The sequence below is a fragment of the Streptomyces sp. NPDC057302 genome (genome assembly GCF_042667685.1).
Taxonomy (GTDB): domain Bacteria; phylum Actinomycetota; class Actinomycetes; order Streptomycetales; family Streptomycetaceae; genus Streptomyces.
Map to the genome: position 1 here is coordinate 39,322 of NZ_JBHUZJ010000034.1, position 15,000 is coordinate 54,321.

11 protein-coding genes are annotated in these 15,000 nt (G+C 68.8%); 5 read left to right on the top strand and 6 right to left on the bottom strand.

The window, feature by feature from the left end; all coding sequences use genetic code 11:
* The 3 genes from ACFUPX_RS23410 to ACFUPX_RS23420 form a co-directional block, all read right to left on the bottom strand.
* A complete protein-coding gene (locus ACFUPX_RS23410) occupies window positions 1-798 on the bottom strand; it encodes an MlaE family ABC transporter permease (RefSeq protein ID WP_383325788.1) in 798 nt (265 codons plus the stop codon).
* Window positions 795-1,811: an ABC transporter ATP-binding protein gene (locus ACFUPX_RS23415; RefSeq protein WP_383325791.1), complete on the bottom strand. Its 1,017-nt coding sequence runs from the start codon at window positions 1,809-1,811 to the stop codon at window positions 795-797. Before ACFUPX_RS23415 ends, ACFUPX_RS23410 begins: the two co-directional genes overlap by 4 nt.
* A 100-nt stretch (window positions 1,812-1,911) precedes the next feature.
* Window positions 1,912-3,345, bottom strand: a complete 1,434-nt coding sequence (locus ACFUPX_RS23420) for a DUF6801 domain-containing protein (RefSeq protein WP_383325794.1) — start codon at window positions 3,343-3,345, stop codon at window positions 1,912-1,914.
* Between the two features lie 705 nt (window positions 3,346-4,050).
* Between ACFUPX_RS23420 and ACFUPX_RS23425 the strand changes: the two genes are divergently transcribed.
* On the top strand, window positions 4,051-5,292 hold the full coding sequence (locus tag ACFUPX_RS23425; RefSeq protein ID WP_383325797.1) for a PucR family transcriptional regulator: 1,242 nt from the start codon (window positions 4,051-4,053) through the stop codon (window positions 5,290-5,292).
* A 505-nt stretch (window positions 5,293-5,797) separates the two neighbouring features.
* Window positions 5,798-6,046, top strand: a complete 249-nt coding sequence (locus tag ACFUPX_RS23430; RefSeq protein ID WP_383325800.1) for a hypothetical protein — start codon at window positions 5,798-5,800, stop codon at window positions 6,044-6,046.
* A gap of 200 nt (window positions 6,047-6,246) precedes the next feature.
* On the opposite strand, the gene ACFUPX_RS23435 is transcribed toward ACFUPX_RS23430, so the two are convergent.
* Window positions 6,247-6,978 carry an alpha/beta fold hydrolase gene (locus tag ACFUPX_RS23435; protein ID WP_383325803.1) on the bottom strand — a complete coding sequence of 244 codons (732 nt, stop codon included), beginning with the start codon at window positions 6,976-6,978 and terminating at the stop codon, window positions 6,247-6,249.
* Between the two features lie 294 nt (window positions 6,979-7,272).
* Here ACFUPX_RS23435 and ACFUPX_RS23440 point away from each other — a divergent pair, with 294 nt between their 5' ends.
* Both ACFUPX_RS23440 and ACFUPX_RS23445 read left to right on the top strand, forming a co-directional pair.
* Window positions 7,273-7,905, top strand: a complete 633-nt coding sequence (locus ACFUPX_RS23440; RefSeq protein ID WP_383325806.1) for a DUF2461 family protein — start codon at window positions 7,273-7,275, stop codon at window positions 7,903-7,905.
* 466 nt (window positions 7,906-8,371) lie between these two features.
* Complete coding sequence (locus ACFUPX_RS23445; protein WP_383325809.1) at window positions 8,372-9,055, top strand: GAF and ANTAR domain-containing protein; 684 nt, start codon at window positions 8,372-8,374, stop codon at window positions 9,053-9,055.
* Between the two features lie 369 nt (window positions 9,056-9,424).
* Here the strand turns inward: ACFUPX_RS23445 and ACFUPX_RS23450 are convergent, their stop codons facing one another.
* A complete protein-coding gene (locus tag ACFUPX_RS23450; RefSeq protein ID WP_383325812.1) occupies window positions 9,425-10,216 on the bottom strand; it encodes a phosphotransferase in 792 nt (263 codons plus the stop codon).
* A gap of 161 nt (window positions 10,217-10,377) precedes the next feature.
* Complete coding sequence (thrS, locus tag ACFUPX_RS23455; protein WP_383325940.1) at window positions 10,378-11,604, bottom strand: threonine--tRNA ligase; 1,227 nt, start codon at window positions 11,602-11,604, stop codon at window positions 10,378-10,380.
* A 373-nt stretch (window positions 11,605-11,977) separates the two neighbouring features.
* Between thrS and ACFUPX_RS23460 the strand changes: the two genes are divergently transcribed.
* A complete protein-coding gene (locus ACFUPX_RS23460) occupies window positions 11,978-14,974 on the top strand; it encodes a helix-turn-helix transcriptional regulator (protein WP_383325815.1) in 2,997 nt (998 codons plus the stop codon).
* Window positions 14,975-15,000 lie beyond the last annotated feature (26 nt).

A 15,000-nucleotide genomic window follows, 5' to 3' on the forward strand; every position in this document is an offset into this window, starting at 1 on the left:
TCACAACCCCTTCGGGGGGACGAGCTGCAGATAGACGCCCGTCATGACCATGTTGACGAAGAAGAGGATGAGGAAGGTGAAGACGACGGACTGGTTGACCACGTCGCCCACGCCCTTGGGTCCGCCCTTGGGGTTGAGTCCGCGGTAGGCGGCGACGACACCGGCGATGAAGCCGAAGATCAGCGCTTTGAGCTCGCTGATGTAGAGGTCGGGCAGCTGGGCCAGCGCGGAGAAGCTGGCCACGTACGCGCCCGGGGTGCCGTTTTGCATCACGACGTTGAAGAAGTAGCCGCCCAGGGTGCCGACCACGGAGACCAGGCCGTTGAGGAGCAGCCCCACCAGCATCACGGCGAGCACCCGGGGCACGACCAGGCGCTGGATGGGCGAGACGCCCATGACCCGCATGGCGTCCAGCTCCTCGCGGATGGTGCGCGAGGCGAGATCCGCGCAGATCGCGGATCCGGCGACGCCCGAGATGAGCAGGGACACGATCAGCGGGCTGGCCTGCTGGATGATGACCAGGACGCTGGCGCCGCCGGTGAAGGACTGGGCGCCGAACTGCTCGATCAGGGAGCCCACTTGGAGGGCGATGACCGCGCCGAAGGGGATGGTCACCAGCATCGCGGGCAGGATCGTGACGCTCGCGATGAACCAGAACTGCTCGACGAACTCGCGCCACTGGAAGGGCCGTTTGAAGATCAGGCGGAGCACGCTGATGGCCAGCGCGAACAGGTGGCCGATCTCGCGCAGCACGCCCAGACCCGGCAGGGGCTGACGTGGTGCGGGGGGTGCGCTCATGTGGCCGCTCCCCTGACCACTCGGGGCGCGGCGAGCGTGGGGGCGTCTTCCTCGCGAAGGCTCGCCTCGATGGCGCGGCGGGCCGCGGGCGGCAGCTCGTGCAGCATGGCCTGGACCCGCTCCCGGCGACGGCGCACCGCCTGGCGCTCGGGCAGTCCGGGAGTGGGCGCGAGCTGCGGCACGATGGTGCGCTCGGTGGCGGGTCCGGCGACGATGCCGTGCGCGGCCTCCAGGTCCAGGGTGGCCTGGTCCTTCTCCTCGGACATGCCGATGGGGCCTGCCCTGCGGGCGCTGAGGAACTGCTCGACCACCGGCTCCTCGCTGGTCAGGAGCACTTCGCGCGGCCCGAACGTCACGAGGTTGCGGCGGAAAAGCATCCCCATGTTGTCCGGGACGGTCGCCGCGATGTCGAGGTTGTGGGTGACGATGAGCATCGTCGCGTCGATCTCCGCGTTGATGTCGATGAGCAGCTGGGAGAGATACGACGTGCGCACCGGGTCGAGCCCCGAGTCCGGCTCGTCGCACAGGATGATCTGCGGGTCGAGCACCAGCGCCCGGGCCAGGCCCACCCGTTTGCGCATGCCGCCCGATATCTCGCCGGGCAGCTTCTTCTCGGCCCCGGCCAGACCGACCAGATCGAGCCGCTCCATGACGGTGCGGCGGATCTCCGATTCCTTCTTGCGGGTGTGCTCGCGCAGCGGGAAGGCGACGTTGTCGAAGAGGCTGAGCGAGCCGAAGAGCGCACCGTCCTGAAACATGAGGCCGAACAGCTTGCGGGCCTCGTACACGTCCCGTTCGCGGCTGTTGACCATGTCCACGCCGTCGATGAGGACGTGCCCCTGCTCGGGGCGGACCAGGCCGACGATCGACTTCAAGAAGACCGTCTTGCCGGTGCCGGACGGGCCGAGCATCACGCTGACCTCGCCGCGCGGCAGGGTCAGGGTCACGTTCTGCCAGATGTTCTGCTTGCCGAACGACTTGGTCAGTCCTTCGACGACCACTTCGACTCCCATCGCACCTCCTCGCTCAGAGTTCGGGGTTGCTCACGGTTCAGGTCTCGGTCTCGCGCTTTGTGGCCGCGGCTCGCGCGGCGATCGGGACTTCGCCCGGCGATCAGAGGCCGGGAAGCTCCGGGATCTTGCAGGTCGTCGATACGGCGCCGCAGACGCGCCCCTGGCGGATCTTCAGTGCGTTGCCGGACCCGGAGACCGCTCCGGACAGGAGCCCGTCCAGGTCTTCGCCGTCGGCGCCGCACCCCGAGAGCGCCGGGATGTCCAATTCGCCTTCAAGCAGCCCGCCTTCGCTGACCGGATAGCTGCCGGTCAGTTCCGTCTCGACGGGCCGCGAGGTACGGCAGCGGGGCCCGACGTCGAGGGGCACCCCGTTGACCCGTACGTCGTACAGGCGCAGATGCTGGCGATAGCCCACCCTGGTCACCGGCGGCTTGCCCGGACGGATGATGTTGACGATGGTCGCCGGCTCGGGCTCGAAGCGGACCCTGGCAGTGGTCGGCTGGAACCCGAAGGTGAGGAACGTGCCCTCGGTGTCGGGCAGTTGCATGATGCCCAGGTGGTCGTACTCCACGTAATCGGGCGCCCTGACCTCGCGCATCCGCATGGCCAGGTGCATGAGCCCGACCTGCTGCCCGCGCGGGTCGTTGACCAGGGCCGAGCTCTTGAGTTTGCGCAGGGTCGCAAAGCCCGCCGGCACCGCGCACATCGAGGTCGGCTCCAGCTCACTGGCTTCCCCGCCCCGCGGCACCGGCGGCAGCCGCTGGGGGTCGAGCTTGCCCGCGGGCGGCTGTGCGGGGCAGGCGTCCGTGGCGGCGCGAGGCTGCGTCCCTGCGTCGATGCCCTTGGGGCTGTCGTGCGGGGCACTGCTGTCCGTGTCCCCGGAGCCGGTGGCCGGCTCCGGGGGCGTCCCCGTCGAGGCGGGCGCCTCGACGGGCACTGCGGCCAGCAGGGTGTCCGCGCCCCTGGCCGGGGTGCAGGCCAGCTTGACCGGGGCGGGGCGCGCGCCTGGTTCGCCAGGGACCGATGCCGTGAGTACGAGGTCCAACTTCCCTGCCGTGAAGGTGACATCGCCTGCGGAGCCGACGGTCACATACGGCACGCGGCCGCTGAAGCCGATTTCCACCGCGCCCCGGGCGGGCAGCTCCACGTCCGCGGACGTCAGGTCCGCCCACTGGGCCCCTGCCCGCTCCCGCCCCTGGGCGACCGACGTGGCCAGCACGGCCGTCCCCGCGACCGAAGCCGTCCCCTGGGGCAGCAGCTCGGCCACGACCTGGCGCGGCAGGCTCGCCCGTACGCTCACCGCGGTGGGCCTGATCGGCTTCCCGATCGCGCCGCGGTCGGGAAACGTGGCGCCGACGGCGACCTCGACCTGCCGGGTGCCCGAGGGCAGCGTGCAGTCGTACGCAGCCGCGAGCCGCGCCTCGCGCAGATCCCGCGCGGCCGAACCCGAGCCCGGCAGCAGGCCGAGCACACAGGCCGCGACGACCACCGCGGCCAGTCGTGCGGTGCGCCCGCCACTCAGGGCACCAGTCATCGCTGCTCTCCGATCAGAGGCGGACCCCGCAGCAGGGGGGCCGCCGCGGGGTCCGATGGAGTGGTCCTCACGTAGTCCCCAGGAGACCCGGGACCTTTTGCGCGAAGGGGCATCCGCACCCGGAGGACCGAAGCAGACATCGGGAAATACCTTCCGAAAAGGCCCGACCCGCTTCCCGTTCAGTTGCGATCCGGACCTTACGCACGGGTAACTCAGCGGCGCAACGGCCGCATCGGAAAAGCACCCGGGACGGAAATCACCAGGCATTTCCTTGTCCTCGGCACAGCAAATCCGAGAGCGGATTCGTCCCCAGGTGAGTACTCCGCGTCCGCCCTCTTGACGAAGAGCGCATCCAGCTCTCCTCGCGCGAGCACAACCGGAAGCAGGTACTCGCATTTGTCATCAGGACAACAACATGCGGAAGAGGTTCATCCTGCGGTGAGTACTCCTCTTCCGACCTCTTGACGGACCATGCTCAGGCAGGGCGACCTGAACACCTCACCAGCGCAACAGGGTTGACCGAAAGAGGGTGATGAGCAGGATGCACACCGGCTGTCCATGGTCTAGCGTGCGACTGGCTCCAAAGCGCCAAGATCAGTTGTGACCCGCCGCCAGCCGGCGACCACCGGGGGCGCTGGGGATTGGTTCCGTCCCCAGCCACTGCCGGTCAGCAGTTTCGATCACGGGCGGAGTAAGGGGAGTTCCATGACTACTGCATTAAAGGCGGGGGATGCGGGGCATCCGGCGTCTGCTCTCCCTCGCGAGTTCGCCGCAATCATGCGCCCAGAACTGCCCGGCCTCATCCAGGAAGTCATCGACGAGATCCGCCGCTCCTACCCCGAGTACGCGGAAGTTCTCGACGGCCCCTATTCCCGGGCCGTACATCTCATTGTCGAGCACAATCTGACGAGCTTCGTGGACCAGGTCGCCGCCCCGGACACCTCCACGGTCCAACGCGACAAGGTGTGCCGCATGTTCGGCCGCTTCGAGGCCTACGAGGGCCGCAGCCTGGACACCATGCAGGCGATCTTCCGGCTCGGCGCCCGGCTTGCCCTCAACCGGGCCAAGGGGGTACTGCGACGGCTCAACCTGCCGGCCGGCCTGATGCTCTCCTTCGCCGACGCCCTGCTGGCCTACGTGGACAACCTCATGGAGGTCTCCCGCGAGGGCTACCAGGAAGCCCGCGCCGAGATGGAGCAGGGCCAGGACATCCAGCGCCAGCGCCTCCTGAAGCACCTCCTCTCGGATGTGTCCCTCCCCAGGGCCAACCTCGTCGAACTCGCCGAGCGCGCCAAGTGGCAGCTGCCCGACGAGGTGACACCGATCGCGTTCAGCACGGACGGACGGCCGGACCGGGGCGCCATCGCCGAGGACCTCCTGGTCGACCTGAGCTCCTCGCTGCCGCACGCCCTGATCCCCGGGCCCGTCGACGAGCACCGCCGCGCCTTCATGGACGCGGCCCCGCACACCATCCGCGCGGCCGTGGGACTGACCGTGCCGCTGGCGGACGCGGCGGAGTCCTTGCGCTGGGCCCGAAGAGCCCTGAGCCTTGCCGAGGCGGGCATCCTGGAGGGAGCCGCATACATCCACTGCGAGGACCACCTGGTAGCCCTCTCCCTCTTCGCCGACCCCGGCCTCATCTCGGCGCTCGCCAAGCAGCAGCTGACCCCGCTGGCGGGCCTCACGGCCAATCAGCGCGACCGGCTCATCAGCACCCTGCGCGCGTGGCTCGACACCCGCGGAAACGTCCTGCAGATGGCCGACGCGCTCCATCTGCACCCGCAGACGGTGCGCTACCGGCTGCGCAACCTGGAGAAGGTCTTCGGCGACCTGCTGGCCTCACCGGACGCCCGCTTCGCCACCGAACTGGTCCTGCGCGCACTGGAGTTGCGCTCCCGCCGAAGCACCACGACTCACCGCCCGCGGACATCGGCCGTCACGGGCTGACCATCAGGGAGGCGTGCAGGCGTCCGGGGCGCATCAGAACGAAGGGGCCGGTGCCCGCACGACGGCAGGTCGCTGACGGAAGGCGAATCGCCGCGGACCCGCACCACACATGGCCGATGGCGAAACCGTCCGGGGCGGTGTGCAGGGATGCGGTGAACGCGGCCGGCTCGGCCGCGTCCTGTTCCGAGAGGACGCCCCAACTCCGCGCCGCGGTACGAGTGCACCGTGACGGCGGTCGAAGTCATGCACGAGGTCGCCGCCGCGACGGTCGGCCGAGGAATTGTGGGACAGAGGTGTTCCTATCGACTCCTGATCCGTTCCCGGTTGGCATCGAAGAGCCAGTACGGCCAGCAGGATCCTGCTGCTCCCCGCAATTGCAGGACGAGCATTCCGCAACCGAGTGAATCTTGATCAGAACACCGCCCGGCACTAACACAGAGTGAACGGGTGCAGCCATTCTGTCCCAGGAAAGATCCCTGCTTCAGAACGGATTCCTCTTATGCGCATGCGTCGTTCGCTCGGACTTCTGGCCGTCACGGCCGCCATCACGCTCGCCGGCAGTGCAGGTACCGCCTACGCCGAGTCGGCTCCCCTGCAGCCCGGCCACGTACAGTCCATGGACATGGAGGGTGACGACACCCTGCAGGTAGTCGACAACTCCGAAGAGCGCATCGTGGTCGGGAACGTCGTGGTCGAAAGCCGCGCCATCCGAGGCTCGTGCGGCGGCTCCGCTTGCGGGCCGGGCTGGCTCTGAGCCTGCCCCTACGCGAGGTGCCGGGGCTCTGAGATCCCGGTAGACGCGTGACTCCCGGCCGCCGCAACGCGGCGGCCGGCAACTTTTCACGAGTGAGCTGAGTACGGCCGGGGCCCCCGTGACGGCGTCGGCGGTCGCATACTGGCAGCCAGGTACGGCGCTCTGTTCAGGGGCGCCAGGTGATCCCGGCGGCGGTGCGCTCAACTGGCAGCAGGGAGTTGACGGGCGAAGCGGCGGACGGCATCAGTGAAGGCACCGGGGTCGTCGAAGTTCGCGAGGTGTCGTGCCCGCGGGATCAATTCGACGCGAGCGTGCGGATGTGCGCGGGTGAAGTCCGCCTCCCCGGCGCGGAAGACAGCGTCCTTCTCGCCATTCAGGATGAGAACCGGAGCCTTCACATAACGCATCGCACCCGCGTCGAAGCGTCCGAGTACTTCGTCCCAGGCTGCTGGCAGGGTATGGAAGGCGTAGCCGGCATGGATGGTCGCCTCCACAACTTCCCGTGGGTAGAGCCGCCGCAGCAACCGGTCGTTCCATCGGGTCAGGCGCTCCGCCGGCATGCGAGGCACCAGCCGGGCGACCCATCGATATGGCGTTGCCCGGAGGCCGCGGGTTGAGGCGCTGGCTCCGGCCAGGACCAGCCCGCGCAGTTGCTCCGGACGGCGCCGCGCGAACTCCAGCGAGGCGTATCCGCCGAGCGAGTGCCCGACGACCAGAGCCGGCCCCTGGTTGAGCGAGTCCACCGCGGAAGCGATGATCTCCGTCGCGGCGCTCAGGCTCCAGGGCTGCGCCGATCGATCTCCGTGGCCGGGCAGGTCGATGGCGACTACCGGGAATTCGTCCCGGAGCGCGGCGAGCTGCGTACTCCACTGTCCCGCGCTGAAGCGCGTCCCGTGAACGAAGACTATGGGCACTGCATCCGCTGCTGTCATCAGTCCCCCCAGGTGACATCGTCATCAAGCCGACTCTACCGGCGGTATCTTCCTTGCGATCAAGGGAGTTACCAGAGGGTGTTCAGCCAGCCAGTGTGTGGTGCTCAGTCACGTGTCTGCGGAGACGAGAACGAGGGCATCCAAGATCGTTGAGCGACGAACGAGCTGGACACCCTCGCGACAGCACTTCCTATCCGTGCGATCCCGGGGACGGCAGACCCACGCATCACGGGTGCCCGCTCAACCGGTACGGCGGGCCGAGGCCACAGACTATGGGTGAGCTAACCTGCCCGCATGCGCCGACAGTTCACCGGCTGGCCGGAACAGGCCATGGACGTGTTGTGGGAGCTCCAGGGCGAACCGACCCACGCGACCCGCGAACGCTATCGCGCCGACCGCGAACGCCTGGTCCGGCAGCCGATGATCGCCCTGCTCAACGCGATCGCGGACACCGACCCCCGATACGAGGACTTCTCCGTCTGGCACTACCGCACCGACTCCTGGTGGTGGCAGCACCAGAGCGCGGTGATCCGGCTCGGCCGCAAGATCGAGATCGGTCTCCGGTTCGCCCTGGACGGCCTGCGGATCCAGGGCGCCTGGTGGTACCCCGATCCCGGCCAGGTGGACATGTTCCGCAAAGCCGTGGTCTCCGAAGGGAGCGGCCGCGAACTGTCCGCCATCGTCGAGGACCTGCGCGGGAAGGGCTACGACATCTCCGGAGACGTGATGAAACGCCCCCCGCGCGGCTATCCGACGGACCACCCCCGCACGAACCTGCTGCGCCACCGCTCGCTGATCGCCGCCCGTCCCCTCGGCTGCGAGGAGTGGCTGAACACCCCCGAGGCGCTCGACCGGGTCCTCTCAGCCGCCTCCGACCTGGACGCCCTACTGATGTGGCTGGTCCACCACGTAAAACGCGCCGCCTGACATCACGAGAGGGCCGCGCGGGACGGAAGGAGCCACACCCGCCTCGCACACCCACCTCGCCAAACCTGGCGGGTATCGGCGAGAGCACGTCGAGGCTGCACCATCGACGGGGCAGGCGCACCCTGGACATACCCGGACCCATCGCAGAGTCGTCCTCGGCTGTCTGCTCGCCCTGGCCCTCTCCGGTTTGACGGCTTACCGCTCGGTCCGCGACTAGGGTCTTGGCCTGACTTCGACCAGGTCAGGAAGATTGGCTCCGTTGTCTTCAACATCGACAACGGGACGCGGCCAGAAGCGACCGTCCGACAGCGCCGGTCGGTTGGGGCCATCGCCATCGCTACGGGAGTTTGATGCTCGCTCCCAGTGCGAGAAGCGGCCCCGGTGTGGCTCAAATACGGTTTTATGGTGTGGTCGTTCGAAGCAGGCTGTCGCTGTGCCGGCCTGTACATCCGAGGTGAGGAGCCTGATGGACTGGCGTGCGTTCTCCCTGCACATGGCGTCGATGGCGCGTGAGCTCCTGGCCCAGGACTCCGTTGCCCACACCTTGAGCAAGATCACGTCGTCGGCAGTCCATTTGGTCGAGGGATGCGACGCGGCGGGCATTCTCGTTCTGCGCAAAGGACGGGCGAACTCACTGGCCCCCACGGAACAACTCGTCGAGGACAGTGACCGGCTGCATGAGCAGCTCCGGGAAGGGCCGTGCTTCGACGCTGCCCGCGCAGGAGATCCGTCCTTCCGCATCGCGGACTTGAGCGTCGAGTCCGTGCGATGGAGCGCGTACGCACCCCGGGCCCATGCGCTGGGAATCGGCAGCATGATGGGCTTCCTGCTGTACACCGACGACCTTCATGACCTCGGCGCCCTCAACTTCTATTCCAGGGAGCCCGGAGCATTCACGGACGTCAGCGAGACCGCCGGATGGATGTTTGCCTCCCACGCGGCAGTCGCCTTTTCCAGCGCCCGCGACCACGCCACGCTGCAACACGCGGTCGAGACCCGCAACGTCATCGGGCAGGCCATGGGCATTCTCATGGCCCAGCACAACCTGAATCAGCAAGCCGCCTTCGACGTGCTGCGGCGCCACTCACAGGAGAGAAACGTCAAACTGCGCGATATAGCTGAAAACCTGTGCAAGCGGGGCGTCTTGTAGGTTAGGGCGGCTCTCCCGGCTCTTGTCTGAACCGGAGAGCCTGGGCGCGGCAGACCTCCGGAGGTTGATCACTGACCAGCGCCGTGCACTTTGAGTTCCCCTTCGGGGGGCAACCACACATGAGCGGCTCCGACATCTGCGCGAGTATGCGCCGAGCGCGCCCCGGATCGCGATGACGATGATGGCCTCACGAGCGACGCAAATCGGCTCGATGTTCTGACCATCGTGCCCTTCTGTCAGCAGGTTTCCCTGCCGTCTCGGTCAGCCGGCTCAGCTATCTGATCCGAACCGAACTCATCGAAGGCGTACGACCGGCCGGGCGGTATTTACCACCACCGAATTTCTGTATCAGCGCAAGCTCAGCACGCCTCACCCCTGCCTGTACGCAACCCAAGCTTGAGCAGTGTCCTCCATGGCGCACAGCCACTCTTGCTCAGGAAACCGCTTCGCCCTCTGACGGAACATTCGGAGGTTGGCCATGGCGAACGCATCAATTGCCGCAGGATCGGACGTCGACCACCCGTCGCATTGAGAGGCCAAGGACTCTGCTCCCTCAGGGCTGTGGCCGGCCGCGATGAGCTGCAGGACCAGGAGCGCAGGGTCGATGAGCGCGCTCCCCCTCGTGGGCCATGCCCAATCGACGATCCACGGTCCGGCGTCCCCGACCAGGATGTTGCTCGGGTTGATGTCTCCGTGGATGAGCATGTCCCCCTTGAAGAGTGCTGCCTCATCCTCGTGTGACGCAAAGCGGTTCCACCTCCTCTCGGGCCATCGGTCGGCCACCGGCGGAAGAGGGATTTCCCCGATCCTGTCCATCAGCTGAATGACGGCAGGAAGATCGGCGGAGCCTGGTGTGAGGTCACTCAGGCGACCGTTGACCCACTCGAATCCGAGTGCGATCCACTGATCGCTCTCCGTGTGCCAGAGGAGGCGGGGAGAAAGGGGGCGCACGGATTCATTGATCAGTCGTTCTCTGTTGATGGAGTCCCGGCGCCCCCCGGCCCGGTTCTGGACCCCTTTGACGAAGAACTGCCCCTGTTCACCATCGATCAGTGCTAAGACATCGGAGCTGAAACCTCTCGTCGTGGGCTGCGCATCAAAGACATCTCCCGTGTAAGGGTGGATGACGTTCAAGAAGTCGACGCTGGGGAGGCGGGTCATGCGGCGTTCCTTGCTCGCTGGTTCCGGACTGCACGTACCGTCCGGGTACCCCGGTGTGCACTGATCATCGGTGTCGTTCACATGGTCGTCCCCGCCGTTGTGGCCGCGATCCGACTCCGGCTCCGAGCATGCTCCGCCGCCTCGGTCGAGAATGATGACCGCTACGCGGTGGTGTCTGCCCACAGGTCGGTGCTGTGGACTCCGATGAGAGCGCTGATGTGGGTGAGTGCGTCACTGACCGGCTGCGGGTCGAGTCGGCGTCCATCACGCAAGCGCAGTGCGACGTGATCTTCAACGGCCTCTTTGGCGCCGATGACGGCTTGGTAGGGAACCAGGCGGGCCTCTCGGACACGGGCGCCCAGACTGCCGCGGTCCGGTCCCGCGATCTCGGCACGCAGTCCAAGAAGGGTGCAGCGCTGAGCGAGCGCTGCGGCGTTCGGCAGTTCGGTGTCGGAGATCGGGAGTATGGCCAGCTGAGTGGGGGCGAGCCAGGCGGGGAACGCGCCGGCGTGCTGTTCGATGAGATGGGCAACGGCTCGTTCCACACTGCCGATGATGCTGCGGTGGATCATGACCGGGCGGTGCTTGGCGCCGTCCGCGCCGATGTAGTGCAGGTCGAAGTGCTCGGGCTGGTGGAAGTCGATCTGGACGGTGGACAGGGTGGATTCCCGGCCGGCGCTGTCGGTGACCTGAACGTCGATCTTGGGGCCGTAGAACGCGGCCTCTCCCTCGGCAGCCTCGTAGGGCAGACCGGAGCGGTCGAGGACATCGGTCAGCAGAGCGGTGGACCGCCGCCATTTTTCCGGTGCGGCGATGTACTTGCCACCGGGGCCCGGGAGGGAGAGCCGGTAGCGGGTCGGGGTGATGCCGAGTGCCTCGTACGCCCGGCGGATCAACTCCAGCGCGGCCTGTGCCTCCCCGGCGACCTGGTCCAGGGTGCAGAAGATGTGCGCGTCGTTGAGCTGGATCGCCCGCACCCGGGTCAGGCCACCGAGCACGCCGGAGAGTTCGGAGCGGTACATGCCTCCCAGCTCGGCCATGCGTAGGGGCAGTTCGCGGTAGCTGTGGGAGCGGGAGCGGTAGATCACCGCGTGGTGAGGGCACAGGCTCGGCCGCAGGACGACCTGCTCACCGCCCAGCTCCATCGGGGGGAACATGTCGTCGCTGTAGTGCGCCCAGTGCCCCGAGATCTCGTACAGCTCCCGCTTGCCGAGGACCGGTGAGTACACGTGCTGGTAGCCCGCCCGCCGCTCGGCGGCACGGATGTATTCCTCCAGGGTGTGCCTCACGGCCGCGCCGTCCGGCAGCCAGTACGGCAGGCCGGCGCCGATCAGCGGATCGGTGTCGAACAGGCCCAGTTCACGGCCGAGCTTGCGGTGGTCGTGCAGGGTGGTCATCGCGGTCTCCTTGCTGGTTGCGGAGCAAGTGACCGGGCCTACGACGAAGCCCCGGGGCACTTGCCCCGGGGCTTCGCATCAGGTCGTCTGTCAGCGCGCCGGGACACTCTCCGGCGTCGTCGTCATAGCAGCGCGCTTCATGTCGCAGACGTTAGCAGGCTGTAGTGATGTCCACACGGCCATTCCTTGTCAGGAGATCCGCCGAACGCCTTAGGCGACGCATCAGGGCGCAGCCACAACGGCCGTCACCCTGAAACGCCCACGCGCCGCGGCAGCGACCACCCAGGGTGCCGCCGTCGCGTCCTCGCACGTCGGAGAGCGGGGACCCACGACCGGTACCGGCCGGGCGTGCTTGGATGGGCCTGTGGCCCATCCAATCGATACACCGTTCGTCGGCCGGTCAAACGAACTCACCCGGCTCACCGACGTGCTGGAGCGGGCCGCTGCCGGCGACCCGCGCGCCGTCCTCGTGGCCGGGGACGCCGGCGTCGGCAAGACCCGCACGCTGACCGTGGCCGCGGCGCACGCCGCCACCACCGGCATGACCGTCCTGACCGGCCACTGCGTGGACCTCGGGGACGTCGGCCTGCCCTACCTCCCGTTCACGGAGATCCTCGGCGCGGCCGCCGCCGACGAACGGCTCGCCCCGGCCTTCGCCGCGTACCCCGCGGTGGAGCGCCTGATCGGCACCGCGGCGGGGGCAGGACCCGTGCCCGACGCCGGCAGCCGCCTCCAGCTCTTCGAGGGGATCGCCGGCCTTCTCGCCGACCTGACGGTCCTGACTCCGCTTCTCCTGGTCATCGAGGACCTCCACTGGGCGGACCAATCGTCTCGTGACCTGCTCCGCTTCCTGCTCAGCCGCGGTGTCCTACAGCGGCCCACGCCCGGCGGCCCGCCCCACCGGCTCGCCGTCTTCGCCTCGTACCGCGCGGACGACCTGCACCGCCGTCACCCGCTGCGGCCTCTGCTCGCCGAGCTGGTCAGACTGCCCGCCGTCGACCGGCTCGAACTGCAGCCGCTGGCCGACGCGGACGTGACCCGGCTCGTGTACGCGCAACGCGTGGGCCCCGTCTCCGACAGTGCCGTTCGCCGCATCGTCGAGCGGGCCGAGGGAAACGCCTTCTACGCCGAGGAGTTGCTCGCCGCGCTGCCCGAGGGCGACGGGGGCGCGGACCCGGACGAGGGCGCGGACCCAGCCGCCATGCCCAGCGGTCTGGCCGACGTCCTGCTCATCCGGGTCGAGCAGCTGACCGAGACTGCCCAGCAGGTCCTGCGCACGGCGGCTGTGGCGGGGCGCCGGGTCGGGCACGACCTGCTGCGGGGCGCCCTGCAACTGCCGCAGGAGGAGCTGGAGTCGGCGCTGCGCGAGGCAGTCGGACACCAACTCCTGGTCACCGACGACGCCGCGACGTACTCCTTCCGGCACGCCCTGACCCGCGAGGCCGTGTACGCGGATCTGCTGCCCGGCGAACGGGTCAGGCTGCACGGGGTGTTCGCCGCGCTCCTGGCCGGCGGAGACCGTCCGGCCAACAGCGCGGCGGAGCGGGCCCATCACTCACGCGCGAGCCACGACCTGGCCGACGCGCTGGCGGCCTCCCTCGAAGCCGCCGACCACGCCCAGCGCCTCCGCGCACCCGCCGAAGAACTGCGCCACCTGGAGACCGCGCTCGAACTGTGGGCCGTGGTGGACACATCCGCGCACCCCGAGCACAGCGACCCGGTCACCCTCACCCTGCGTGCCTCGGCCGCCGCCGCACACGCCGGGGACCCCCATCGCGCGGTCCAGCTCACCCGCTCCGCGCTCGCGCGGGCCGGCTCGGAGGCCGACTCCGAACTCGCCGCCCGCGTGCGCTACACCCTCGCGGGCAACCTGATGCGGATCGACAACCTGGAGGCCGCGTTCGCCTACAGCAGCGAGGCGCTCGACCTGATCCCGGCCGAGCCACCCTCGCGCACCTGGGTGTGGGCGGCCGCGACCCACGTCATGGCGGCCCGTTACGTGGGCCGTGATCAGGACGCCGAACGCGTCGCCCGCCAGGCGCTGGACACCGCCGAGCAGCTCCGACTGATCGACGCCCAGGCCGATCTGGTGATCTCGCTGGTCGGTCTCGAGGCGCACAACCGGCGCACTCCGCAGGGCCGGGAGCGACTCCTGGGAGCCCGTGAGCAGGCGCGCACCGCCGGGAACCTCCAGGTGGAGATGCGGGCGCTGTACAACCTGGCGATCGGTTGCTACGAGAGCGGCGAACTGGACCCGTGCCTGACCTGGATCAGCGACGGACTCGACCGCGCCCGCCGAGCCGGCCTGCTCTCCTCGCCGTACGCCGTGGAGTTGCGCTATCTGCAATCTCTGCTGCTCTACACGCTGGGTCGCTGGGACGAGTGCGCGGAGACGGCCGCCGACGATGTCACCCTCCTCACGGCCACGTCCGGGTTCGCGACCGCACCTGCGCTGTACGTCGCCCTGGCGCGCGGCGAGTTCGACGTGGCGGTCGCCGGCTCCCGCGCCCTGCTCGACGGTCCCGCGGACTGGATGGCCTCGCTCGTCGCGAGCATCGTGCTCACCGACGCCGCGGTGCTGCGCGGTGACGCCGAGGACGGTGTACGGCAGATGGGCGCCGCGGTCGAGGCACTCACGGAGAACTCGGGCTCCGAGAGGCCCGACGCCGTGGTCCGGCTGGCCGCGCTCGCCTTGTCGGCCGTCGCGGACGCGGCGGAGGAGTCCCGCCTGGCCGGCGACGCGCCGGGCACCAGTCGCTGGTCGGACACCGCGGCCGAGCTCGTGGAGCTGGCACGGACCACGGCGGCGCACGGCGAGGACGGCACCGAGCAGGGGCCCGAGGGCCTGGCCTGGCTGGCCCGCGCCCAGGCCGAGGGAGTACGCGCCGCCACCGGCCCGGACGTCGCCACCTGGGAGCGGGCCGTGACCGCGTTCGGCTACGGCGAACCGTACGAACTCGCCCGCTGCCGACGGCGGCTCGCGGAGGCCCTGCTCATCGCCGGCCGCCGCGAAGAAGCAGCCGAGCAGGCACATGCGGCCCGGGACACGGCTGTGCGGCTCGGCGCCGTACCGCTTCGGGAGGCGCTCGACGCCCTGGTACGACGCGGCCGTCTTGCCGACGCACCGGCCGACGGGGATCGGATCGCCGACCTGACCGCCCGGGAGAGCGAGGTGCTGCGGCTGCTCGGCCGGGGCCGCACCAACCGCCAGATCGGCGAAGAGTTGTACATCAGCGGCAAGACGGCAAGCGTCCATGTCTCCAACATCCTCGCCAAGCTGGGTGCCGCGAGCCGTACCGAGGCCGTCGGCATCGCATATCGCGAGGGCCTGATCGAGCCGGAGACCAGCACGTCGGACTGAGCGGCCACGGCGCGATGCGCGATACG

Coding starts and splice junctions, on each gene's coding strand:
- ACFUPX_RS23410 (WP_383325788.1), bottom strand. CDS start 798: ATGAGCGCACCCCCCGCACCACGTCAGCCCCTGCCGGGTCTGGGCGTG.
- ACFUPX_RS23415 (WP_383325791.1), bottom strand. CDS start 1,811: ATGGGAGTCGAAGTGGTCGTCGAAGGACTGACCAAGTCGTTCGGCAAG.
- ACFUPX_RS23420 (WP_383325794.1), bottom strand. CDS start 3,345: ATGACTGGTGCCCTGAGTGGCGGGCGCACCGCACGACTGGCCGCGGTG.
- ACFUPX_RS23425 (WP_383325797.1), top strand. CDS start 4,051: ATGACTACTGCATTAAAGGCGGGGGATGCGGGGCATCCGGCGTCTGCT.
- ACFUPX_RS23430 (WP_383325800.1), top strand. CDS start 5,798: ATGCGTCGTTCGCTCGGACTTCTGGCCGTCACGGCCGCCATCACGCTC.
- ACFUPX_RS23435 (WP_383325803.1), bottom strand. CDS start 6,978: ATGACAGCAGCGGATGCAGTGCCCATAGTCTTCGTTCACGGGACGCGC.
- ACFUPX_RS23440 (WP_383325806.1), top strand. CDS start 7,273: ATGCGCCGACAGTTCACCGGCTGGCCGGAACAGGCCATGGACGTGTTG.
- ACFUPX_RS23445 (WP_383325809.1), top strand. CDS start 8,372: ATGGACTGGCGTGCGTTCTCCCTGCACATGGCGTCGATGGCGCGTGAG.
- ACFUPX_RS23450 (WP_383325812.1), bottom strand. CDS start 10,216: ATGACCCGCCTCCCCAGCGTCGACTTCTTGAACGTCATCCACCCTTAC.